The 23,569-nt window shown below is 49.1% G+C and carries 18 protein-coding genes and 1 riboswitch; of the genes, 13 read left to right on the top strand and 5 right to left on the bottom strand.

Annotated elements, in window-relative coordinates:
* Positions 1 to 82: 82 nt before the first annotated feature.
* From B5E66_RS01075 to B5E66_RS01090, 4 genes are read left to right on the top strand one after another with little or no spacing between them, the layout of a single operon-like run.
* Entirely contained in the window at positions 83 to 2,755 is a 2,673-nt protein-coding gene (locus tag B5E66_RS01075; protein ID WP_087228117.1) for a DEAD/DEAH box helicase, read from the top strand.
* Positions 2,755 to 3,402 carry a hypothetical protein gene (locus B5E66_RS01080; protein ID WP_087228118.1) on the top strand — a complete coding sequence of 216 codons (648 nt, stop codon included), beginning with the start codon at positions 2,755 to 2,757 and terminating at the stop codon, positions 3,400 to 3,402. The genes B5E66_RS01075 and B5E66_RS01080 overlap by 1 nt, the downstream gene beginning before the upstream one ends.
* Positions 3,399 to 5,264: a site-specific DNA-methyltransferase gene (locus B5E66_RS01085; RefSeq protein ID WP_087228119.1), complete on the top strand. Its 1,866-nt coding sequence runs from the start codon at positions 3,399 to 3,401 to the stop codon at positions 5,262 to 5,264. The genes B5E66_RS01080 and B5E66_RS01085 overlap by 4 nt, the downstream gene beginning before the upstream one ends.
* A gap of 15 nt (positions 5,265 to 5,279) precedes the next feature.
* Positions 5,280 to 8,435, top strand: coding sequence for a type III restriction-modification system endonuclease (locus B5E66_RS01090; protein WP_087228120.1), 3,156 nt, complete (start codon positions 5,280 to 5,282; stop codon positions 8,433 to 8,435).
* 534 nt (positions 8,436 to 8,969) lie between these two features.
* Here the strand turns inward: B5E66_RS01090 and B5E66_RS01095 are convergent.
* Complete coding sequence (locus tag B5E66_RS01095; protein ID WP_087228121.1) at positions 8,970 to 9,833, bottom strand: helix-turn-helix domain-containing protein; 864 nt, start codon at positions 9,831 to 9,833, stop codon at positions 8,970 to 8,972.
* 249 nt (positions 9,834 to 10,082) lie between these two features.
* On the opposite strand from B5E66_RS01095, the gene B5E66_RS01100 reads away from it, so the two are divergent.
* The 3 genes from B5E66_RS01100 to B5E66_RS01110 all read left to right on the top strand — a co-directional run bounded on the left by B5E66_RS01100 (position 10,083) and on the right by B5E66_RS01110 (position 15,047).
* The gene (locus B5E66_RS01100; RefSeq protein ID WP_087228122.1) at positions 10,083 to 11,453 is read left to right on the top strand and encodes an MFS transporter; all 1,371 of its coding nucleotides are present in this window, start codon (positions 10,083 to 10,085) and stop codon (positions 11,451 to 11,453) included.
* 114 nt (positions 11,454 to 11,567) lie between these two features.
* Positions 11,568 to 14,651 carry a glycoside hydrolase family 2 TIM barrel-domain containing protein gene (locus B5E66_RS01105; RefSeq protein ID WP_087228123.1) on the top strand — a complete coding sequence of 1,028 codons (3,084 nt, stop codon included), beginning with the start codon at positions 11,568 to 11,570 and terminating at the stop codon, positions 14,649 to 14,651.
* Positions 14,652 to 14,678: 27 nt separating this feature from the next.
* Positions 14,679 to 15,047 carry a helix-turn-helix domain-containing protein gene (locus B5E66_RS01110; RefSeq protein ID WP_158098293.1) on the top strand — a complete coding sequence of 123 codons (369 nt, stop codon included), beginning with the start codon at positions 14,679 to 14,681 and terminating at the stop codon, positions 15,045 to 15,047.
* Positions 15,048 to 15,250: 203 nt separating this feature from the next.
* On the opposite strand, the gene B5E66_RS01115 is transcribed toward B5E66_RS01110, so the two are convergent.
* From B5E66_RS01115 to B5E66_RS01130, 4 genes are all read right to left on the bottom strand, one after another.
* On the bottom strand, positions 15,251 to 15,811 hold the full coding sequence (locus B5E66_RS01115; protein WP_158098294.1) for an IS630 family transposase: 561 nt from the start codon (positions 15,809 to 15,811) through the stop codon (positions 15,251 to 15,253).
* Entirely contained in the window at positions 15,759 to 16,175 is a 417-nt protein-coding gene (locus tag B5E66_RS01120) for a helix-turn-helix domain-containing protein (RefSeq protein WP_087228175.1), read from the bottom strand. The genes B5E66_RS01115 and B5E66_RS01120 overlap by 53 nt, the downstream gene beginning before the upstream one ends.
* A gap of 347 nt (positions 16,176 to 16,522) precedes the next feature.
* Positions 16,523 to 17,062, bottom strand: coding sequence for a hypothetical protein (locus B5E66_RS01125; RefSeq protein ID WP_087228126.1), 540 nt, complete (start codon positions 17,060 to 17,062; stop codon positions 16,523 to 16,525).
* A gap of 41 nt (positions 17,063 to 17,103) precedes the next feature.
* Entirely contained in the window at positions 17,104 to 17,511 is a 408-nt protein-coding gene (locus B5E66_RS01130; protein ID WP_158098295.1) for a helix-turn-helix transcriptional regulator, read from the bottom strand.
* Between the two features lie 719 nt (positions 17,512 to 18,230).
* On the opposite strand from B5E66_RS01130, the gene B5E66_RS01135 reads away from it, so the two are divergent.
* The 6 genes from B5E66_RS01135 (at position 18,231) to B5E66_RS01165 (ending at position 23,565) form a co-directional block, all read left to right on the top strand.
* On the top strand, positions 18,231 to 18,515 hold the full coding sequence (locus B5E66_RS01135) for a helix-turn-helix domain-containing protein (RefSeq protein WP_087228128.1): 285 nt from the start codon (positions 18,231 to 18,233) through the stop codon (positions 18,513 to 18,515).
* Between the two features lie 541 nt (positions 18,516 to 19,056).
* Positions 19,057 to 19,437: a type II toxin-antitoxin system PemK/MazF family toxin gene (locus B5E66_RS01145; RefSeq protein ID WP_087228130.1), complete on the top strand. Its 381-nt coding sequence runs from the start codon at positions 19,057 to 19,059 to the stop codon at positions 19,435 to 19,437.
* Positions 19,438 to 19,466: 29 nt separating this feature from the next.
* A complete protein-coding gene (locus tag B5E66_RS01150; RefSeq protein ID WP_342394989.1) occupies positions 19,467 to 19,694 on the top strand; it encodes a helix-turn-helix domain-containing protein in 228 nt (75 codons plus the stop codon).
* 126 nt (positions 19,695 to 19,820) lie between these two features.
* Entirely contained in the window at positions 19,821 to 20,714 is an 894-nt protein-coding gene (locus tag B5E66_RS01155; RefSeq protein WP_158098296.1) for a helix-turn-helix domain-containing protein, read from the top strand.
* Positions 20,714 to 22,096 carry a site-specific integrase gene (locus B5E66_RS01160; protein WP_087228131.1) on the top strand — a complete coding sequence of 461 codons (1,383 nt, stop codon included), beginning with the start codon at positions 20,714 to 20,716 and terminating at the stop codon, positions 22,094 to 22,096. The genes B5E66_RS01155 and B5E66_RS01160 overlap by 1 nt, the downstream gene beginning before the upstream one ends.
* A 604-nt stretch (positions 22,097 to 22,700) precedes the next feature.
* Positions 22,701 to 22,817: riboswitch (FMN riboswitch) on the top strand.
* Between the two features lie 28 nt (positions 22,818 to 22,845).
* Complete coding sequence (locus tag B5E66_RS01165; protein WP_242958051.1) at positions 22,846 to 23,565, top strand: ECF transporter S component; 720 nt, start codon at positions 22,846 to 22,848, stop codon at positions 23,563 to 23,565.
* Positions 23,566 to 23,569: the final 4 nt, after the last annotated feature.

Below are 23,569 nucleotides of genomic sequence, written 5' to 3' on the forward strand. Positions count from 1 at the left end.
TTTCTTTTTTGTTTGAATATTGGAGCTCGATGTGTAATAATAAATATGTCTTCATGTATTCAGTCCGGAAAGGAGCGTCATTGTGCTGAAATCATCGTTTCAAGCGTATTATACCGCCCGAAAGCTGGATGCTCTGCCGGACCGCGACAAGCTGCTGCCTGTTTATGCTTCTTCCAGCATCGAGATGTACCCTTTTCAAGTCGCAGCTGCAGGCTTTGCGCTCCGATCCCCCTTTCAGAAAGGCATAATACTTTGCGATGAGGCAGGTATGGGAAAGAGCCACGAGGCCATGCTTATTGTTGCCCAGCGGTGGATGGAAGGGCATGGCCGGATTTTGCTGTGTATTCCCAATATAGATTTATTGTCCCAGTGGACCGAATTATTGGACCGCTGTTACACGGTGCCCTATGTGGTTCTGACCAGCCGTCAGGAATGGGAAGCGAACATTTCACAGGATTCACCCAACGGGTTTGAACAGGATGGAATTGTCATTACTACTTATGATTATGCCGCTGACCATGAAGAACAGGCGGCATCTGTCGCCTGGGATTTGACTGTGTTTGAAGAAGCAAATGCCCTCTCTGGCGTATATCAGGAGAGCAGCCGGCAGGCCAGGGCCTTGTATCGGATTGCCGGGAAGTCGTTCAAATTGCTCCTGACCGGCACCCCGATCGAAAAGAATATCATGGACCTTTACGGCTTGATCTGGTTTATCGACAATACCGTATTGCCGGAAGAAAAAGAGTTTTTGACCCGATATTTGCGCCGCCCGGAAAATTATCCTGAATTGAGCGGTCGGGTCAGCAAGTATTGTTTCCGCACTCTGCGTTCCCAGGCCAGGGGCTGTGCCAAAATGCCGGAAAGGCTGCTCCTTACAGAGGAATACACCCGTTCGGAACCAGAGCGCTATGTATATCAGCTTCTCTATGATTACATCAACAAGCCTGTGAAGCTGGCTTTCCCTGAAATGGAATCCTATGACCTGGCCCTTCGGCTGCTGGGCCTGCAAGGGTCTTCGACTGCTGCTATTAGCCAAACCATCCAGGGTGTGATTCGGCGGCTGAAAGCGATGGACAGTGCCGATGATGAAGTCGCGGAATTGAATCACATTCTGGATGCTTGTGCCCGCGTTCCGGTGGATGCCAAGGCGCTGGAGCTGATGCGGATTCTGGATCGTGGTTTTCAGATGATAAAAAAGACCGGAGCCAGGAAAAAAGCAGTTGTTTTTACCGAGAGCGTGGAAACCCAGAAGATGCTGGCCGCAATCGTGGGGAAAAAATACAAGGTCTTCTGCTACAATGGAAGCATGGACTATTCTGCGATTCGGCGCTTCAAGGAGACCGGAGAAGTTTTAATCTCAACGGATAATGGAGCCAGGGGATTTAATCTGGAGGAGGCCGCTTTTGTAATCCAGTATGATTTGCTGTATAATACATTGAAAATGGAACAGCGAATCGACCGCTGCCACCGGCTTGGCCAGCAAAACGATGTGCTTGCAGTTGCTTTTATCGACAAAGAAAACTTTGCCGATGTCCGCAAACTGGAACTGGCCAGTAAGCGGACGCTGGTTTCAGATGGCGTTTTTGGTATCAGCCATGCAGTTCTCGGCGGATTTTCAGATGATCTGGATGCAGCCTTTGAGAAAATTTCGGAACGGATTCGGACGGCGACACAAGTCGAAGCCGATTATCAGCAGACCCTAACGGAACGAGCCAACGAAAACAGGAAGCAGGTAGCTTCTGCCGAAGAAATCCTTTTTACTACATTCAGCAAACAGCTGGCAGACAAGGTTTACCTGACACCCCGCTATGTGGAGCAGCGCACCGCAGAGATGAATCAGGAACTTTGGGATTTGGCCAAGTGGTTCTTTAACCAGTATAACGCATCCCACACTGACTGCTTTTTTGAAATTGACGATACAGCTCAGACCATCACCGCTACCCGTTACGAGTCCTTGCCTACCCTGTTTTACTACTGGAATGGGAGCAGAAACAGAAAGTACCAAAGCCTGAAAGCCTATGGCATGGCCAAGGATTTCAAGCCGCGTTCCGGGCGCATCACTTTTTCCAGTATCATCGGGCAAGGTATCCTCCGTGAAGTGGAGTGCGCCGACACTGGCTGCTGTTATGTCCCAAACCTAGCACCAGAAATGGAAAACGCTGAGATTGCCCTTTATTCTGTGGAAATCAGCTCCCCGGCCCGTGGTGTCGCAAAGGAGATTCCCGTACTGGTGGGGCAAACTGTGGATGGTGAACCGCTCACCGAGGCCGAATGTGAGAACCTGCTCTCTCAAGCAAGAGAAGTTGTAGAGGAGAAAGGGCACAAAACGCCGCACTGGCTCAAACGGGCAGGACGGCCCCACCCTCTTGACAGGCTTGTCCGGGCGGATGCTTTGCTTGCAGGTCAGGTTAAATTGCTGTCCCCCTGCTATGCAGAGGAAACAGAGCGGCTGACACTGGAAGCAACGCGGCAAAAGACCGCTCTTGCCAAAAAGGCAGATGTGCTGGATACTAAGATCAAAGAGCTGGAAACCACACGCAGCACGATCACCGGCGACCGTCTGAAGCTGCTGCAGCTGGACAAACAGATCAACCAGCTTCGCCGGGAGTATATGTCCAGCCAGGAAAATCAATTCTTTGAATCCATGCAGCTCGATCTGGAGCTGGAAGAAAAAATAAAGGCCCTGGCGGAAAACGAGAAGCTCACCGCAAAGGCAGTTAGGGAATTTACGGTTTCAATTCAGGGAGGAGTTTAATGGATACAGCAGACGTTATCACTTTGCTTGGCATTTTTATAACTGCTGCGCTTACGGGTATCAACCTGTATATAACGGTTTTGAATCAGCGGAAATCTCAAGAATACAATCTTCGCAAGAGCGATTATGAAAAACGGAGTGATCAACTCACGGACAGCATAACGCAATATATCGCTATGCTTGATTCGCATCAGATAAGTTTCATGGCCCTAAACGAACAGGAATACGAACAGAAATATGAAGAAGTAAATCATAATTTTCAGCAACTGGAGGTAACTTATCATAAAATCAAACTTTTGTTAAATGACAAGAATGCAGTATATAAAAAACTTGATTCGTTATTGGATGAATCAATGGAAAAGGCAAAGAGCGTCAGATGTCACAACTTATTTGCGGAGATGGCATCGAATAGTTTGCGCAATCCAAAGAGTTTTTTAAAAGCTGTTTCAGAGGTTGCTAGGCACTCAGGTGAATCTGTATCAGATGCTGAAGAAATAGCTGCTGCGAAAGAAATGAGAGACCAGCACTTGAAACAGTATCTAGCGGAAGTAGAAGATCTTCAGATGCAGAAAAGTATGCTGATTTCCATTACGCGAGAGTATCTGGCTAAGGAAAAAGAAGCAGTCTTGAAGGGAGAGAAAAAATGAACGAAAAGATGGACGGCCTTTCCATGAACCTGGAGCAAGCCAATCTGGACAAGCTGCGCTCGGTTTTCCCGGAGTGCGTCAGCGAAGGCAAGCTGGATATCGACAAGCTGCTTTCTCTGTGCGGCGAATACATTGACAACGACTTTGAAAAGTACCGCTTTGAATGGAAGGGCAAAGCCGAGTGCCTGAGCCTTGCCCAAAAGCGTTCCAGCGGGACCCTGCGTCCCTGCCCTGCTGAAAGCGTCAACTGGGACACCACCCAGAACCTCTACATCGAGGGAGATAACCTGGAGGTGCTGAAGCTGCTGCAATCGGCCTACTACCGCAAGGTCAAGATGATCTACATCGACCCGCCTTATAACACCGGCAATGATTTTGTTTACGCAGATGATTTTGCTGATCCGCTGGCCCGGTACAAGGAGGTCACCCAGCAGACAACCAAGTCCAACCCGGAGACGATGGGCCGGTATCACACCAACTGGCTGAACATGATGTACCCCCGCCTGCGGCTGGCGGCCAACCTGCTGCGGGATGATGGCGTGATTTTCATTTCGATTGATGACAATGAAGTGACAAACCTGCGTAAAATTTGCGATGAAGTTTTTGGCGAAGAAAATTTTTTGGCTTGCATTGTATGGGAAAAGAGATTTACACGAAGCAACAATGCACGTCTATTTGCATCATTGACGGATTATATTTTGGTGTACAGAAAGAGTCCATCTGTAAACTATTTACGTGCTCCCCGTACCGAGAAATCCGATAGTATCTATAGTAATCCTGATAATGACCCGCGCGGAGTGTGGACGAGTGTTTCTTATGTTAATCCGGCTACTAAGGAGCAACGTCCCAACTTATCGTACCCAATTGTAAATCCAATAACCGGAAAAGAAATTAATCACCCAACAAATGCTTGGAAGTATGAGTATTCCAAGTATCTTGCTCATGCAAAAGATAATCGGCTATACTGGGGAGTAAATGGGGAAAATACATATCCACGATTAAAAAAGTTTTTGAGTGAAGTGGATGATGGGATGGTCCCCGTAAACCTCTGGAAAAGAGATGAAGTGGGTACAACTGATGCTGCGAGCAAAGAACTTTCAGTACTTATGGGAGCAAAGGTTTTTGATTTTCCAAAACCAGTTGAGCTGGTCAAAACCATGACTCAAATTGCGGCATCCGAAAAGGATTGTATTATCCTTGATTTCTTCTCTGGCTCCGCAACCACTGCCCATGCCGTGATGCAGCTCAACGCTGAGGACGGCGGCAACCGCCGATTTATTCTGGTGCAGCTGCCCGAAGTCTGCGACGAAAAGAGTGAGGCTTACAAGGCCGGGTATAAAAACATCTGTGAGATCGGCAAAGAGCGAATCCGCCGCGCCGGAAAGAAGCTGACCGAAACGAAGGACGGCCAGCTCAGTATGGATGGAGAGAAGGCTCCCCTTGACATCGGCTTCAAGGTGTTCAAGCTGGACACTTCTAATATGAAGCTCTGGGACACCACCCCGATTGCGGATGGAGGCGCAGACGAACTGGTGGAGCGGATGAACCAGATGGTGCGCCGGATCAAGCCGGAGCGTTCTGACCTGGATATGGTATACGAAGTGATGCTCAAACTGGGCGTCCCTCTGACCTATCCGGTGCAGCAGCTGAACATCAACGGCAAGCCTGTCTACGAAGTGGGCGAGAACTGCCTGCTCCTGATCTGCTTGGCAGAATTCGTAGAGCCGGAAGATGTGCAGGCTATGGCCGACTATGCCCCGGCCAAGATGATTATGTCCCGAGATTGCTTTACCACCGATACAGCCATGGCAAATGCCCACTACATCCTGCGGGACCGGCAGATTGAGCTGAAGCTGGTATAACGGAGGTCTTGGAAAATGAAACTTAAATTCAAAAACCAGGGCTTTCAGCAGGATGCAGTCAACGCTGTAGCAGACCTGTTCATGGGTCAGGAAAGGACAACACACACCTTTTCCAACATGGACCTGGGTCAGACCTCTTTCGTGTATCAGACGCGGACATCCAACCAGCTGCTGATCGACGATGCGGCCTTGACCGAAAATATGCACCGTGTCCAGAAACGGAACCTTTTGCCCTTGACCGACAGCGCTGAAACCCACCAGTTCTGCATTGAGATGGAAACCGGCACCGGCAAGACCTATGTTTATACCAAAACGATATTTGAGCTGAACCGCAGGTACGGCTTCACCAAGTTTGTGGTGGTCGTACCCTCTGTCGCCATCCGCGAGGGCGTCTATAAGTCCTTTGAGGTGACAAAGGAACACTTCGGTCTCCAGTACGACAACGTACCCTGCCGGTTTTTTATCTACAACTCTGCGAAGCTCAATGATGTGCGGGCATTTGCAACCAGCACTGAAATTGAGATCATGATTATCAACATCGACGCTTTCAAAAAGGCAGAAAATATTTTTAATCAGGATCAGGACCGCCTGAGCGGCAGCAGTGCCATCCGGCTGATTCAGGACACCCATCCCATTGTCATCATCGACGAGCCGCAGAGCGTGGACAACACCCCCAAGGCGAAAGAAGCGATCCGCTCGCTGAATCCCATGTGTGTGCTGCGGTATTCCGCAACCCACCGGGAAAAGATCAACCTGCTTTACCGGCTGACCTCGGTTGACGCTTTCCGGCTGGGGTTGGTGAAGCAGATTTCAGTATTCTCCAGTCAGGTCGAGGGCGGCCACAACCAGGCATACGTCCGGCTTCTGTCTGTCTCCAACGAAAAAGGCTTCCGCGCAAAAGTCGAGATGGATGTCAAAGAGAAAACCGGCATTGTAAAACGGAAAACAGTTACCGTCAAGCCGGGTGATGATCTGTTCCTGTTGTCTGGTCAGAGGGAGCTGTATGAAGGCTACACCATTGCAGGGATTGACTGCACACCGGGCTACGAACATATTGAATTTGGCAACACAGTTGAGGTGGCTATGGGACGAGCCATCGGTTCCGTAGACGAAAATATCCTGAAGAAAGCACAGATTCGCCGCACCATCGAGGCACATCTGGACAAAGAGCTGCGCTATACAGAGAAAGGAATCAAGGTCCTCTCCTTGTTTTTCATTGACAAGGTAGACAAGTACCGACACGAGGACGGTACCCCTGGTATCTATGCGGACATGTTTGAGGAGTGCTATCAGGACTTAATTTCACGCCCCAAGTATGCTCCCATCCGTGAGAAATTCACCGCGGATGTTTCCAAAGTTCACAACGGCTACTTCTCACAGGATAAGAAAGGCCGGTTGAAGGACACCAGGGGCGACACCCAAGCAGATGACGATACCTACAACACCATCATGCGGGATAAAGAGTGGCTGCTGAGTTTTGAGTGCCCGCTGCGCTTTATCTTCTCTCACTCTGCGCTGAAAGAAGGCTGGGACAATCCAAACGTGTTCCAGGTCTGCACCTTGATTGACCAAAAGTCCACCTTTACCTGCCGCCAGAAGATAGGCCGCGGCCTGCGTTTGTGCGTCAACCAGGACGGAGAACGCATCGAGGATAAGAACATCAACATCCTTCATGTCATGGCCAATGAGAGTTTCGCAGACTTTGCAGCGAAGCTCCAGAAGGAAATCGAGGAAGATACCGGCATGAAATTTGGTGTGCTGCAGCTGGATATGTTTGCAGGACTGACCTTCCAGCAGGAAGTTACACGGGAGCACACCATCGACCAGGAAGAAGCCAAAGAATTGGTGGATCGCTGGTTTGCGGATGGTTCCGTAGAGAAATGGAAGGCTGATGCCGAACTGGTGGCTGCGGAAGAAAAAATCTCTGCCGATTTGGAGAGCGGAAAGATCACATCGCCGCCCAACCCGGTCACCGAAGTGATGCGCCAGGTCAAGATGGGTGCCACTGCCGAGCAGGCTGCAGCGGCTATTGTGGGTATCACCAGTACCATTACCACGGTGGAGGAACGTACCCTTACTCACGAAGATGCAGCCGAACTGATGCAGCACTTTGAAAAAAAGGGCTACATCTCAAGTACCGGCAAGATCAAGGACACCATGAAGGTGGCCTTGAAAAATGGAACGCTTGATCTGCCTCAGAAATACGAGGCAGCCCGTGAACGGTTTGTGCAGATCATCTCCGCAGCAGACAGCAAGCCGCCGATCCGGGATGCGTCTCACGATGTGGTGGTCCGACTCAATAAACAGGTCATGCTCTCCCCGGAGTTCATGGAGCTGTGGCGCAAGATCAAACAGAAAACCACTTACCGGGTCAGCATCGACACCGAGCAGCTTATCAAAAACTGTGTCCGGGATTTGAAGGATATGCCGCCCATTCCGAAGGCTCGCATCATTACCCAGACTGCCGATATCCAGGTGGAACAGTCCGGCGTTCATCATGTGGAGCGGGAAATGCGCACCACCGACATTGCTGATTCGTACCAGTCTTTGCCGGATATTGTGACGGCCATCAGTGATGAAGCACTTTTGACACCGGAAACAGTCACCAGGATACTGACCGAAAGCGGGCGGCTTGGTGATTTCCTGAATAATCCTGAGGCATTTCTTGAGCAGGCCAGTCAAATCATCCGGGATAACCGCCACGCCCTTGCGATTGATGGCATCAGCTACATCAAGCTGGACGGACAGGAATATTATGCCCAGGAGATTTTCAATACCTCAGAGCTGATTGCAAACCTGGACCGAAACGCAGTCAAGGTGGAACACAGTGTCTACGATTATATCGTATATGACAGTAGTTCTGTGGAGCGGCCCTTTGCTTTGGATCTGGACCACGACCCGGATGTGAAGATGTTTTTCAAGATTCCTGAACGGTTCAAGATCGACACCCCCATCGGCACCTATAATCCTGACTGGGCAGTATATTTGCTGAAGAATGGCGAGGAAAAGCTCTATTTTGTTTTGGAAACGAAAGGGAGCGAACGGCTGGCCGATCTGCGCGATGTGGAACGGCTCAAGATTAACTGTGGCAAAAAGCATTTTGAAGCCCTTGGCAGCGGCGTGGAAATGCAGGTTGCTACCGAATGGGACACGATAAGAAAGAGAATCTAAACAGAACAATCAAAGGCCCCCGGCCAGAACACGCTCGTGTTCAGCCGGGGGCCTTGTTCTTCTTCTCACGCGCCGCAGCGCACAGCCTGTGATTTTCAATCACAGTTCACGGGGTTTGGGGCACGGCCCCAACAAGCATTTCGCTTTTGTATATACAAAAGCCCTGCTTGCTGGCACTGCGTACCGTAAAACTCCCGTTTCAATCTTCACGAGTGATTTTTCTTGGAAGAAGCCTCGCCGAAGAACATCTGCCCGGCATTATACAAGCGAAAGAATGCATGAAAAAGAAGAAACACATCTCAGAAGAGCAGCATTATCTCTGTGAAATCGGTCTGGAAAAGATGCCATATGGATCTTCCTGGCTCTACAAATCTTATACAGAGGAAAGCCTCACGCACATCACGATTACAGCCGCTCCATGCAAAGTTCCTGCTCTGCCATGATGGATTCATCCGTTGGGTCGTAGACTTGTTGGCTGTGGATCGCATTTTTTATCGGCATGGTTCTACTTTCCTTATTTATAAGGAATCTTTCTCATTTTTCAGTAGATTCTTCCAGATTCTTTCGGTACTGTGCCGGACTGACACCATACTCTTTCTTGAATACCCGGCTAAAATAGAGTGGGTTATCATACCCTACGATCTCTGCAATTTCTCCAATATTGTATTCGGTGTTCTCCAATAAGCTTTGTGCATTTACCATCCGAAGGGATAGGATGTATTGTGCAGGGCTTATTTTCATGTACTGCTTAAAATTACGGATAAACCAGTTCGTACTGATATGCAGCGATTCTGCGTAATCGTCCACACTGACCTTTGTATTATAATTCTCGTTAAAGTAGGCAACGGCGGCTTCGATTTCTTCGGGGATGCTTGTAGTTGTTTTCTCGCTTTCCTGCTGTTGCCTGCTTACTAAAAGCAGAATGATGTTGAAGAGAGAAGCAATATAGTCTTCATAGCCATATTCACATTGTTGCAGTTCCCGGATGATCTTTCGGAACAGCATTTTGTAATCCGGCAGTGTGCCGCTGTAAAAAACGTGCTTGTCCAAGGGGATTCCGTGATAGTTCAGGATGTTTTTGACATCATATCCTGTAAAGTGAATCCAGAACACCTCTGGATGATCTTCTACATAGTAGACATACTTCTGGATTTCTTTCGGCTGATAAAGCACCATGTGTCCAGAAGTCACCACTTCCTCAACACCATTGAACCAGAAGTGTGCTTTACCAGATGCCACATAGAGGATTTGATAGTCTCTGCGGCCCTTTGCCCAAAAAGTAGGCAGCTTAGGGCGTTTTTTCAAGCGATAAGTGCCGCAGCTGCCTACGACCAGCGGCTTTGAGTAGTCTTTGAAATCCAAACGGGAGTTGTTCAAATATCCTGAGTTGAAATACATCCCTGCGTCCTCCTCATCTTCAGAGATTTTACAGTGATTTGGGAAATGTTCTATCAAAGAATCACAAACGCTTTGATTTTGTGCATATTTTGTTCCATCTTGTCTATATCTTTTCGTTCCATTAGATTCTATAATATTTTCAGATGAAGCGCAAGAGATTTGGGCAACTTGCGCAATGAGAATTCCAGTCTGAAGTGCGCAGCAGACTGGTCGCGCCCACACAAAACAAGCAAGATGGGAGAAAGCACAATGACTGAGAAACGTTATCTAAAGTGGTATAATAAAGTCGGCTATGGTTCAGGCGATATTGCAGGCAACGTGGTGTATGCATTCCTGTCCTCCTTCGTCATGATCTATCTGACCAACACCGTTGGCCTGAACCCCGGTATTGTCGGCACTCTGATTGCAGTTTCCAAACTGCTGGACGGTGTGACGGACATTTTCTTTGGTTCTTTGATTGACAAAACGCATTCTAAGATGGGCAAAGCCCGTCCTTGGATGCTGTACGGCTACATTGGCTGTGCCATTACGCTGGTGGCAATTTTCGCCATCCCGACCAATCTGGGACAGTTTGCACAGTACGCATGGTTCCTGATCGCATATACTCTGCTGAACGCTGTATTCTACACGGCCAACAACATTGCTTACTCTGCACTGACTGCTCTCGTCACGAAGAACAGTGCCGAACAGGTCGAGATGGGTTCTTGGCGTTTCATGTTCGCCTTTGCCACCAGCCTGCTCATCCAGTCCATCACGCTGGGTGCTGTTACGGCATTGGGCGGTGGTGCTGCCGGTTGGCGCACTGTTGCAATCATCTACGCCATCATCGGTCTGCTTGTCAACACCCTCTCCGTTTTCTCCGTGAAGGAACTGCCGGAAGGCGAATTGGTGGATACCACCGACAAAAAGAAAATCGAGCAGGACGAAAAGTACAATCTGGTTCAGGCTGCAAAGCTGCTTGCTGGTAACAAATATTATATGATGATTTGCGTCACCTACATTTTGCAGCAGATCTACGGTGCCATGATCAGCATGGGCACCTACTATGCAACCTACATCCTTGGCAACCAGAATCTGTTCGGTGTATTCTCTTGGGCAATCAACATTCCTCTGATCATCGCACTGGTGTTCACCCCGACCTTGGTTGCAAAGTGGAATGGAATGTATAAGCTGAATGTAATGAGCTATACTCTGGCAACGATTTCTCGTGCACTGGTTGCTGTAGCTGGTTACATGGGCAGCGGCAATGTGACCTTGATGCTGCTCTTTACTGCAATCGCAGCTCTTGGTCAGGGTCCTTGGCAGGGCGATATGAACGCTGTGATTGCCACTTGCTCTGAATATACTTGGCTGACGAAGCACAAGCGCGTGGATGGCATGATGTACTCCTGCACTTCTCTCGGTGTGAAGCTGGGCGGCGGTCTGGGTACTGCCATCACCGGCTGGCTGCTGGATGCAAGCCATTTCGATAGTGCGCTGACCGTTCAGCCGGATTCCTGCATCAATATGCTGAAGATCATGTATCTGGTGATCCCGTTTGCTCTGGATGCCATCATCACCTTCATTCTCTCTCGTATGAAGGTCGAAGAAGCAAATGAAAAGCTGCGTGAAGCAGTCTGATAACAAGCCATTATCATTTCTCCTTCATCTGCTGTTCCCCGGAGGAATCCGGCGATTTCTCCGGGGAGGCTGGAGAAATATTATAAAATTATAAAAGGTAAATGAGGAAATACTATGGCTGCATTTGATTTTGCTAAGGTAAAAGACCCCACCTTTTTCAAGGAAAACGTGCTGAATGCTCATGCAAGTTTCCGTACTTACGCTTCCCGCGAAGAATATCGGACAGGCTCCTCTTCTTTGGCGCTGAAGCTGGACGGTATCTGGAAATTCGCCTACGCAAAGAACTACACCAGTGCCATCCCCGGCTTTGAAAAGACGGATTACGATTGCAGCGGCTGGGATGACATTCATGTTCCGGCACACATCCAGATGGAGGGCTACGACATTCCCCAGTATGCGAATGTTCAGTATCCGTGGGATGGCCGTGAAGAAGTACAGCCGGGCGAGATCCCGCAGCGGTTCAATCCGGTGGCAAGCTATGTAAAATACTTCGAGCTGCCGGAATCCATGCAGGGCAAGCCCGTCCACATCGAGTTCGAGGGTGTGGAAAGCGGCATGGCTCTTTGGCTGAACGGGTCTTATGTGGGTTACACCGAGGACAGCTTCTCCGCACACGCATTCGATCTGACTCCCTATCTCCAGCCGGGCGTGAACAAACTTGCTGTGCAGGTGTTCAAGTGGACTTCCTCCAGCTGGTGCGAAGATCAGGACTTCTTCCGCTTCTCCGGCATCTTCCGCAGCGTGTGGCTGTACGCCATCCCCACCGTGCATCTGGAAGATCTATCCGTCAAGACGCTGTTTGCCGGGGATGATTTTACTCATTCCACGCTGGAAGTTGCATTGCAGGTGGAGGGTAAGGGCGCAGCCCGTCTGACCCTGCGCCGCAGTGAGCTGGAAGTGTTCTCCGAAAAAATCGCACTGAACGGCGGCTCTGCGTTGTTCAGCCATGCGGTGGAGAACCCCCACCTGTGGAGTGCAGAGGACCCGGCTCTGTATGAACTGGAAATTGAGCTGCTGGACGATGCAGGCCATCTGGTAGAGGTGACTGGGCAGAAAGTCGGTTTCCGCAAGTTCGAGTTGAAGAACAATCGGATGCTGCTCAACGGCAAGCGCATCGTGTTCAAGGGTGCCAACCGTCATGAGTTCAGCTCCATTACGGGTCGTGCTGTGGGCGTACACACCCATGAGGAACTGCTTCGGGACATCATCACCATGAAGCAGAACAATATCAATGCCATCCGTACCAGCCATTACCAGAATCAGGATGCACTGTACGACCTGTGCGACGAGTATGGTCTGTATCTGATCGCAGAGAACAATCTGGAATCCCATGGCACATGGGACATCCATCAGGCGGGCATTCGCGGCATCGAGGGCGTTTTGCCCAATGATAAGCCGGAGTGGAAAGCTGTCTTGTTTGACCGCATGAATTCCACTTACCAGCGTGACAAAAACCATCCTGCTGTTCTGATCTGGTCTCTGGGCAACGAATCGTTTGGCGGTGAGACCCTGCTCCAGATGGCAGAGATGGTCCGCCGCTTTGATGACACCCGTCTGGTGCATTACGAAGGTGTGGTCAATGATCCCCGCTTCCTCGAAACCACCGATATTGAGAGCCATATGTACAGCACTGTGAAGGACATTAAAGAGTATCTGGCACAGGGCGATAAGCGGCCTTATATCGAGTGCGAATATTCTCATGCTATGGGCAACTCCAACGGTGCTTTGCACAAGTACACGGAACTTGCCGACCAGAAGGACTGCGGCTATCAGGGCGGCTTCATCTGGGATTACATCGACCAGTCCATCTGGAAAAAAGACCGCTACGGCAAGTGGTTCCAAGCCTACGGCGGTGACTTCGGTGAGCGTCCTACCGACTATAATTTCAGCGGAAACGGCATTGCCTACGGTGGTGACCGTGCTCCTTCTCCCAAGATGCAGGAGGTCAAGTTCTGCTATCAGAACATCGCCATTTCCATCGACAACTCTGGCTTCGAAGTCTGGAATAAGAACCTGTTCACCTCTACGGATGCTTTCGACTGCGTTGCACTGCTGCATCGTGATGGAAAGTTGTATCAGCAACAGGAACTGACCAATATTGATGTTGCTCCCGAAGAGCGTTCCAGCTTCCCGCTGCCGTTTATGGTTCCTGCGCTCCCCGGTGAATATGCGGTGACCATCAGCTTCCGTTTGAAGGAGGACACCAGCTGGGCAAAGAAGGGCCATGAAGTCGCCTTTGGACAGGGTGTGATCGCTGTGGTTCGTTCCATTCCCAGCAAGAAGGTCACGCCGTTTACCGTTACGCACGGTACACACAACATCGGTGTCCGGGGTGAGAATTTCGATGTTTTGTTCTCCGATCTGAACGGCGGTCTGACTTCCTACCGCTATGCCGGCAAGGAGATGATTCAGGAGATCCCCCGTCCCAACTTCTGGCGCGCTCCCACCGACAACGACTGCGGCAACAACATGGGCGGCGTTCGCGGTCAGTGGAAGCTGGCAAGCCTGTACGCTACCGCCAAGGGCATTGGCAAGGAAATCCCGTCTGTTCACGGCGGCACCATCCTCCAGAACCCCACCTGCGAGGTGGAAGCCGACAGCGTGGTCGTGACCTATCTCTATAACCTCCAGACCAGCCCCGCAGCAGAGTGCAGCCTGCAGTACCGTGTGTTCGGTGATGGCCGCATCCAGACCACCCTGCACTATGACCCGGTGGAAGGACTTGCAGCAATGCCGGAGTTCGGCGTACTGTTCAAGATCGACGCTGACTACGACACGGTGGAGTGGTACGGAAACGGCCCTGCGGAGACCTACTGGGATCGTCAGCATGGTGCAAAGCTGGGCATTTACCAGAACAAGGTCGCAGACAACATGGCACAGTACCTTGTGCCGCAGGAGTGCGGTGCAAAGACCGCTGTGCGCTGGGCAAAGGTAGTGGACCGCAAGGGTCGCGGGCTGCTGTTTACCGCAGATGCCGCAAAGCCCATGTTCTTCTCTGCGCTGCCCTACACTCCCCATGAAATGGAGAGTGCCAAGCATCCCTACGAGCTGCCCCCGGTCCATTACACGGTGATTCGTGCCATCGGCGAGCAGATGGGCGTCGGCGGGGATGACAGCTGGGGTGCCAATGTCCACCCGGAGTATATTCCTGATGTGACTAAGCCTGTGGAGTTCACCTTTACGTTCCGTGGCATCTGATGATGGGCCGCAAATGAGGTGTTCTCTGTGAAAAAAGCGAAAGATCAGCCTGGATCTGAACCAGCCGAACTAGCATCCCTTGTTGGAGAACGGATCAGAAAGATACGCAAAGAAGAGGGGTTAAGCCTAGAGCTTTTTGCTTTACGTTGTGACATGAATGCCGCATACGTTGGGCATATTGAGCGCGGCGTTCAGAATCCAACCTTGAACACACTGGAACGTATTTGCAAGGGTCTGGACATCAGCGTAGAAGACCTTTTCATAGATAAAAGCGCAACAGTTGATATGAATACTGCCGCATTGCAGTATTTCTCTCAGATTATTCGTGATCTTTCCCCAGAACAATTTCATCAGCTACTAAACATCATAAAAGAGATCGTAGCCGTGATGAGATGACCCTCGTTATTAAGACACCTTCGCGTTGAGATATGGACATCCCTGCATGAGATTCCTATCAAAAGCGAGGGTGTCTTTTTTGGTATCACAAAATCTCAATTCCTGACACCACTATTTATAAGTAGTGCTTCACTCTATATAAGTAGCGTTGCTATGTCAAAATAACCGTATTCAGCTTTTGTTTAGAGCAACCCCATAAAATATCAACAATAACCGGCACAAGCAAACCAGTTACGACAGTCCGAAGAAGTAACGGCAGCAAACGCCTGGTATAAAGCAAGGTCCAAGTCCTCGAAGGTCAAGGCTCTGTATTTGCGCAGAGAGGCTTTCATTTTGGACCATAGCTTCTCGATCGGATTGAAATCGGGACTATAAGGCGGCAAATAGAGTATCTGTGCTCCTGCCTGAGCAATCATCTGTGCAATCCCTGGCCCGTGGTGGGCAGCCAGATTGTCCATCACCACGATATCTCCCGGATTCAGTTCAGGAAGCAAAGTCTCCTGCACATACTGCTGAAACTTTGACCGAGTTGTTCCACCGAGATAACTCGTTTGTGCAATCACTTTGTTGACTCGAATGACTGAAAGCAGGGTAGTTGCTCTTGGCCTGGTAAGCGGAGCATGGTCAACGACTCGTTTGCCTCCTACAGCACGGCCATACCGGCGTATCATCCCAAGATTGACACCGCTCTCGTCCAGAAAGACCAAATGGTCAATCGGAAGATTTGACCTGAGTTCCTTCCAATGAAGCCGCTTTGCTTTCACGTCGGGAGCGCTCCTGTTCTGAGGCATGAACGCTTTTCTTTTTGACCCGGTAACCCAGCTTTATAACAGCCTTACGGACTGTTTCCTCACATACGTTCAGATGAAGTCTCTCCTTGATTTCACGGATGGAAAGATCAGGCTGTTTGTTTATCATCTCGTTGACCGCATCCAGGTCTTGCCGGGTCAGCTTAGCCTTGCGGCCCCTTTGATTGACACGAAGATCTACGCTGCCGGTCTGTTTCATCTGCTGGCGCAGTCGATAGACCGTCCACAGACTTACTGAAAAATCCTCAGCTGTCTGTTTGGCGTTGTGATTCTTTTCAAACGCCTGCACCAATAAGTTCCGTGATTCATTGTGAAGCATATTCATCATCTCCACATTTATCATACCACTGCTGTACAGTGCGGCGGTGACTTCACTCTATTTTCTGGGTTTGCTCTAGGTGCAATCTTGATGGAAGGCAATGAGGTGAACTTGATCTTTTTACAGGGTAGCAGCCCCATGTGCTGCGTTTGCAGCGAAAGAAAACAAAGGGTTGCTTTTAAATAAGAGAAGACCATCCGATAAATCAAAGCCAAATAGAGAAAGACGGACAAGCTGCCAGCTTGTCCGTCTTTGTTTGTTATGAAGAATGTAATAAGGCGCAAAATGAACCATTTCCCCCAACGCAATGAATCTCGAGTTGAGGATGTATATACTATGAGCATCGCTTAGGGGCAAAAACTGAAATGAGCGAGTTCCTGATGTGCTTGCAGGAATTCACTGTGCAGGCTGTAGTAGTGGGTCATATCATACCCCATGTGGTAAAGTGCGAGGAGCTTGACAAGAATCGTATGAAGATGGCGTTTGGTCATCGCGGCAATTTGCTGCACATCGTATCCTAGTTTGGTGAGATGGTAAACTTCTTCGCTGTCAAGCATCAGATGAGAAGAAAACGCATTGGCCTCATATTCAACCAGATGTGCCGGCGAAATGAAATTCATCGAATGGGAAACCCTATCGGGGAAAAGATAGGCTTCAGCAAAACGGCTTAATGCATAACCGCATACCATCTGCTTGGTCTGCCTATCCAGCGCAACATTGATAACGACCTGGTACAAATCCCATTTGAACGTGAAGAACCCGGAAATCGTGTCAAAGGGCATCTCTGTCACATTCATTCCCACGGTCTTTGCAATGGTGCGCAGATCTCTTGAACCAGCACGCAGAACGAGTTCATTTGCCTTCTGATGGATAAAGGTAGAATCCATAAATAAACCTCATCGCTGTATGAGACAGCAGCCAAGGGAAACTAGCAGGTTTCCAGGGAAAGTCTTTCCTGTTCACGCTTTTGTTCACGGTATTGAAAATAAGCACGGTGCATCACATACATGATGTTGTCCATATCTTCAGCAGACAGTTCTCCTGTGGCGAAAATTTCAGAGAGTTCCATGGCAAGCTGTTTTGCTTCTTTTCTGCCGCTTTCACCATAGGTGGAAGCAGCATCGTTCTCAAAAGACTCATCGTCATCATAAAAGTACTGAACAGGAACGTGAAAAATGTCGGCCAGCTTCTTGTAGGCGTTGTTATCCTTGGGATAACGTCCATCCCGCTCATAACCGATAACGGTACGGGGATGTACGCCAAGAATTTTGGCAAGCTCAGCCTGGGTCAACCCGGCTTGTTTCCGTAAGTTATGCAGTTTTTCGCCAAATTTCATCCTCATTAACCTCGCAGTCGTCTGATCGCACCATTAAGCAACCGCGTAGCGAAATATGTCTTAAAATTCAGACCAATAAAGTTGGAAAATCCCCTTGACACATGCTAACAAGTTGCGTATAATAATGCTACCACTTTCACTTTCCTCCATTATACAGGATTGATACAAGGTTTTCAAGGGTGAAATTTATGTTTGTAAAGGGGCAAAATAAATTTTAAACCCAGTATACCATAGCGGCAAAAAATATTGTGTCGAAATATGGGGTAGGAAAATATTTTTTTACAGGAGGCGTAGTTGAAAGATGGATAAAAAAATGTGGACAGCATTTCCGTTCTATTGTCCGAACTGTGGCAAAGAGTCGCAAGCACATTTGTCGGAAAATGGAACCATGAAAAGTGTATGTGCAAGATGCCGCGCTGTGGTAGTCAGAAGAAGAATTGGCCGGCGTCATACACAGATTGATCTCTACGCTTCCGAAAAAGAGGCGTAACAACAAAACTTGGCACAAAAGTTGAATACGGTATGCCGACGGAATGGTTGAGATGAAACAGGCTGCGTAAATCCATCTCCAGGTCACATACTTTGACAGAACCGGTGTGTTAAACCAGACATTACATGAGAGGCCGCCGGCAAGGCAGGGTTTCTGTTTGAAACAGAAGCTCTGCCCTGCCGGGGCCTTTTGTTTTTCGGCAAGGTAGCGCAGACAGAAAGGAGTCATTATGGGGTTCGATTATGAGCAGTTCGGAGACCGGGTTCGTGCCTTAAGAAAAGAAAGAGACATAACGCAGGCCGAGCTGGCTTCTGTCCTCAATGTAGAAAGCCATTACATAAGCCGAATTGAGCGAGGACTGTCTGGGTGCTCGATCGAGATTATCATTGTGCTGTCAAAAGTGCTGGGGGTCAGTATCGACTACCTGGTGGTTGGAAAAGAGTACAGTTCGGTCAAAGAAGAACTGGAGCGGGTCATCAACCAGCTTGAAAAAATCAGGATGGATATTGTTTGAAGGACTGCGTTATAGAAAGGAGTATGGATGAAAATGAAACATCGGACCATAAAACTAGCACAATTTGTGCTAGAAACTAGCACAAACTGTGTCACGACAAAATACAAAACATCCTGTACAATATGGGTAGATCAAGAAACCGCACCTTGAAAAGTGAATAGCACCCTTTCAGATACGAACACTGCAGCGGGGAGCCCATCCGCGGGAAATGCGAAGATCACCAGCAAAAGGTGAGAGCAGGAACCGGAGGTAAATGAGAGACAGCTTCTCCCAAGGCAAAGATCCGATGCAGGATGATGAGACTTCCGCCTTCGGGCGGCTCGGTGAGAACCACGGAGAGGCGACAACCTATGGAACTGGCAAGCTGCCAGTCATCTGGAAGGGTCCCAAACAGGACAGAGAGCCTGTGTTTCCGGGGGTGTCGTGGACAAGTACGGAAACCGATAGAATGGTGTGAATCATGGTACAATCCTGATTCATAACCATAGGGCGTCCATGCGAATGGAACGCTGTTATATAAAAAGAAAGGAGTGGACGAGGGATGAAGCGATATAAAAAGGTGCGTCCTCTCAAGGCGGATTGGCATTACAAACGCGGAGATATTTACCTTGTAAACCTGAATCCATACCGAGGTTCAGAGCAGGGAGGGGTACGGCCTGCAGTTGTGGTACAGAACAACAGCGGGAATTATCATTCTCCGGTGCTGTTGGTGGTACCGCTGACCACCAAGATCAAAAAAGAATCTATGCCAACCCACTGCCTTATCAAAAGTCACTGCCTGCGGGAACTTTCCATGGCGATTTGTGAATCACCGAGACCGATTGACAAGACACGAATCCAAGGGTATCTCGGGAAAGTAACCAAAGCAGATATGGATAAAATCTCAGTTTGTCTGAAAGCAAGTTTTGCCTGGAAAAGCTAGTGAAAGATTGACATGAAGGAGGACACACAATGGCACGTCAGATGGAAAACGCAAATATGAATGAGATCAGGAGGCCGGTGGCCGAGGAACAGAACCGCTGCTATACAATCAGCGACCTGCAGCAGATGCTGGTACTGAGCCGTGCAAGTGTGACCGCCTTACTGAAAAAGCGGGAATTTCACTGGATTCAGATTGGCGGCAGATACCGTATCCCCAAAAAGGGGTTTGATGCCTGGCTGGAACGGCAGTGCCAGTAAGTGACTGAGCCAAGGATGCCAATCTCGGGACAGTTCGTTTTGGGGTTGACATCCTAAATTTTTTCTCTCCAAGCTGGTATGATAGTCTTGACCGGAATCGAACGGCGAGAAAGGAGCGGAAAAACAATGGCAGATGGGCCAAGCAAAACAACCATGTCAGTTCGTGAAATGCGTGAGATTCTCGGCCTTGGAAAGACAGACAGCTATTGGCTGCTGAAAAAGGAGTTCTTTGATGTCGTACTGGTGAACGGAAAGATGCGTGTCGTGATAGAGAGCTTTGAACAATGGTATGCCAATCAGGTCAAATACTCCAAGGTGAAGGGCCCCCCTCCAGGGGAGCAGCTGAAACAGAAATCTTACTCGATTACTGATCTGGCGGCACTGCTGCGTGTAAGCGATACAACGATTTATGACTTGATCAAAAAGGGCTGCTTTGAAACAGAACTGGTAGACTACAGGACGCGAGTCCCCAAACAGTCTTTTGACCAGTGGTATGCTTCTCAAAGCAGATACCGGACCCCAGAGGATCGGGCAAAAGATCGGAAGTTGGAGAATGCGACCATCAGTATGCCGGAGATGGCCAGACTGCTGGGGATTACACGGGAAAGGGTATATGGAATTATATATAATCATCGGGATGCGTTTGAGTTTGTAATCGTTGCCGACCGCAAACGCATCACCAAAAAGAGCTTCCAAGCATGGCTGCATTCCAGAGAAGAAAAGAAGCTTTCGCAGCCAGTGAAACCACAGCCGACTGAAACAGTGAAAGCTGAAAGCCCTCCCAAGGAGACTCCTTCGGTAAAAGAAAAGCCTGTGGAGGTTCGTCTGGACAAGCCAAGTTATTCTGTAAAAGAAGCTGCAATCCTTTTGGAACTGTCCCAGAAAGTAGTTTACCGCATGGTTCAATCCGGCGACCTGAAAGCACTGGCACTGGACCGGCAAATCCGAATTCGGAGAGAAGAAATTTTTCACTGGCTCTATGACCGAAAGGGCCAAAGCAAACTGAGAGGTGAAAACTGATGGCATCTATTGTGCAGAGGAAAGGCAAGTACTGTGTGGTTTACCTCTATACCAACGATGAGGGAAAACGCAAGCAGAAATGGGAGACCTACAAAACCTACGAGGAGGCAAAAAAGCGTCGGACGGAGGTCGAGTATCGAGAGCAGGTCGGTAAATTGGTGATGCCCAAATGTGCGACGATGGAAGATCTGGTTCGTGAGTTCATTGCCAATTATGGCAAAAACAAATGGGCATTATCGACCTATGAGTCAAACGTAGGAATACTGGAGCACTACGTCATTCCCCAGATTGGCAAGATGAAATTGAAAGACATCACGCCGAGAATGCTGGAAAGATTTTATCAATCTCTGCTGACAACGCCAGCGGTACGCAAGTGTACGGATAAAAAGTACGCGAAGTATTCCCGAACGGTTGCTCCTGAAACCATCAAAAGAGTTCACAAGCTACTGCACAGCTGCTTCAACCAGGCAGTCCGATGGGAGCTGGTGGACCGGAACCCTGTTACATACGCCACTCCACCTGAATCACAGCTGAAGGAACGTGAAATCTGGACGGTGGAAACGCTCGACAAAGCGTTGAGCCTGTGCGAAGACCCAAGACTTAAGCTGGCAATCAATCTTGCTTTTTCGTGTTCCTTGAGGATTGGAGAGTTGCTGGGGCTGACATGGGATTGCATTGATATCAGCGAAAAGAGTATCCAGGACGGAGAGGCGCATGTACTTATTAATAAGGAGCTGATTCGGGTCAGCCGCGATGCAATGAAAGAGCTGGATGGCAAAGGCGTGATCTTTGCCTTCCCCGTTGCTGTCGAGAACGGCACCACCCAGCTGGTGCTGAAAAAGCCCAAAACCGTGAGCAGTACCCGCAAGGTGTTCCTGCCGAAGACGGTGGCAAAGATGCTGGTTCAATGGAAGATTGACCAGAACCAAACCAAGGCAGCGCTGGGGGATGAATACCACGATTATGATCTGGTGTTGGCTAGTCCCTTCGGAACTCCCCTGGAGAGAAATGTCATCGCAAGGGCATTCCGTGAACTCATTGAGAAAAACGATCTGCCGAAGGTGGTGTTCCACAGTCTCCGGCACTCCAGCATAACTTATAAGCTGAAGTGGAATGGCGGTGACATCAAGGCAGTCCAGGGAGATTCGGGACACGCACAGGCAAAGATGGTCACAGACCAGTATTCTCACATCCTGGACGATGACCGAAGGACCAATGCACAGCTCCTTGAAGATGTCTTTTACAACCACAAAGAACCCCCTCACTCCATGAGAAGAAATGATTCTGGGGCATCCGGTGCAGATGCAGAGATGATCGCAAAACTCCTGGGAGACCCACAGACAGCGCAGCTTCTCAGAGCGCTTCTGGACAAGATCAGCTGAAACCAAATAGGACTACATAGAGAAGAACATACCGTTTTCCCGAAAGTGGAAATTGACGGTATGTTCTTTTCTTATAAGGCGGAAGCTGCTCTACCGCCTACTCTACCGCCAATATTGATGAACGACTACCGCCTGCAGTGATCTCAAGAATGGGACAGGCAGTCGCTTCAATCCACAAATTTCCAGCGGATATCCTTGCTGCACAGGCTAAAAGAAGCGGGCGCTGGAAAACCCACCTTCCACCTTTTTTGGAAAATGCTAAAATTCAGCTAAGATCAGCGATGAAAACAGCCGGATACGGATGAGCAGATTTGTGAACGAATGTGCGTGAAAACGATTAGCTATCGTGAATTATCTAGTCATAGATGATAACAGAATTACATAGATTGGAACTGCTAAAAGTAGCTCCTAAGCGAGGGGCCGGCAGTTCGAATCTGCCCGAGGACGCCACAAGACGCAAAAAGCCCGCCGGCAGATTGCCGGCGGGCTTTTTGCTGCCATTGCGGTGTCAGGCTATATGGGCTTCCGAAATGTTTCCGAAATCCGCGCAAGCTATTGCAGGAGCCCGGCATAAGAGGTATTCTTGGAATGTACAACTGAATAGAAATGTCTTCGGGGCAGGGTGAAATTCCCGATTGGCGGTAAAGTCCGCGAGCGTGAAAGCGCATGATTTGGTGCGAGTCCAAAACCAACAGTACAGTCTGGATCAAAGAAGATGCATAGGACTCGCGAAACAGAAGCGCAATGTTTTGCGTTCTATCAATGGTTTGACACCCGAAAGGCATTCCCTTTTGGGTGCTGTTTTTGTGAGGGAGGAAATTTATATGAATGGTAAAACAAAAAAGATCACGGCAGTCGGTATGCTGTGTGCGATTACCTATGTGATTGTAGCTGTGGGGAGAATCCCCGTTGTGCTGTTTTTGCGATACGATCCGTCGGACGTTGTCGTTACTTTGGGCGGGCTGATTTGGGGACCAATGACGGCTTGTATCGTATCGGTTCTTGTGGCAGTGATTGAGATGATAACGGTCAGCGACACAGGTATCTTGGGATGCCTCATGAATATTGTTCAAACACTTTCTTTTGCCTGTACTGCTTCTGTCATTTACAAGAAAAAACGGACTCTATACGGCGCAGTGATCGGTCTTTTTATCGGGTGCGCAGCTATGGTGTCGGTCATGATGCTGTGGAATTATCTCGTTACACTGATTTATATGGGATACCCAAGAGAAGCGGTCGCAAAATTGCTTCTTCCGGTATTTCTTCCGTTCAATTTACTGAAAAGCGTGTTGAACGCGGCCATAACATTTTTGCTGTATAAACCGGTCGTTACTGCTTTGAGAAAAAGCGGCTATGTTGCAGCAGAAAAAGAGACGGTCCATCAAAAACGAAACGGGCTGATTTTACTTGCAGTGCTGACGATTGTTACTTGCGTTTTGGTTATCTTGTCCATGAAGGGCATGATATGAGGAA

The sequence above is a fragment of the Faecalibacterium sp. An121 genome, assembly GCF_002160915.1.
In the GTDB taxonomy this organism is placed as follows: domain Bacteria; phylum Bacillota; class Clostridia; order Oscillospirales; family Ruminococcaceae; genus Faecalibacterium; species Faecalibacterium avium.

What these genes read in the sequence shown, in the direction of transcription:
- B5E66_RS01135 (WP_087228128.1), top strand. Translation starts at nt 18,231, where the DNA reads ATGGGGTTCGATTATGAGCAGTTCGGAGACCGGGTTCGTGCCTTAAGA.
- B5E66_RS01130 (WP_158098295.1), bottom strand. Translation starts at nt 17,511, where the DNA reads ATGAAATTTGGCGAAAAACTGCATAACTTACGGAAACAAGCCGGGTTG.
- B5E66_RS01080 (WP_087228118.1), top strand. Translation starts at nt 2,755, where the DNA reads ATGGATACAGCAGACGTTATCACTTTGCTTGGCATTTTTATAACTGCT.
- B5E66_RS01150 (WP_342394989.1), top strand. Translation starts at nt 19,467, where the DNA reads ATGGCACGTCAGATGGAAAACGCAAATATGAATGAGATCAGGAGGCCG.
- B5E66_RS01105 (WP_087228123.1), top strand. Translation starts at nt 11,568, where the DNA reads ATGGCTGCATTTGATTTTGCTAAGGTAAAAGACCCCACCTTTTTCAAG.
- B5E66_RS01125 (WP_087228126.1), bottom strand. Translation starts at nt 17,062, where the DNA reads ATGGATTCTACCTTTATCCATCAGAAGGCAAATGAACTCGTTCTGCGT.
- B5E66_RS01160 (WP_087228131.1), top strand. Translation starts at nt 20,714, where the DNA reads ATGGCATCTATTGTGCAGAGGAAAGGCAAGTACTGTGTGGTTTACCTC.
- B5E66_RS01095 (WP_087228121.1), bottom strand. Translation starts at nt 9,833, where the DNA reads ATGTATTTCAACTCAGGATATTTGAACAACTCCCGTTTGGATTTCAAA.
- B5E66_RS01155 (WP_158098296.1), top strand. Translation starts at nt 19,821, where the DNA reads ATGGCAGATGGGCCAAGCAAAACAACCATGTCAGTTCGTGAAATGCGT.
- B5E66_RS01090 (WP_087228120.1), top strand. Translation starts at nt 5,280, where the DNA reads ATGAAACTTAAATTCAAAAACCAGGGCTTTCAGCAGGATGCAGTCAAC.
- B5E66_RS01145 (WP_087228130.1), top strand. Translation starts at nt 19,057, where the DNA reads ATGAAGCGATATAAAAAGGTGCGTCCTCTCAAGGCGGATTGGCATTAC.
- B5E66_RS01120 (WP_087228175.1), bottom strand. Translation starts at nt 16,175, where the DNA reads ATGCTTCACAATGAATCACGGAACTTATTGGTGCAGGCGTTTGAAAAG.
- B5E66_RS01100 (WP_087228122.1), top strand. Translation starts at nt 10,083, where the DNA reads ATGACTGAGAAACGTTATCTAAAGTGGTATAATAAAGTCGGCTATGGT.
- B5E66_RS01085 (WP_087228119.1), top strand. Translation starts at nt 3,399, where the DNA reads ATGAACGAAAAGATGGACGGCCTTTCCATGAACCTGGAGCAAGCCAAT.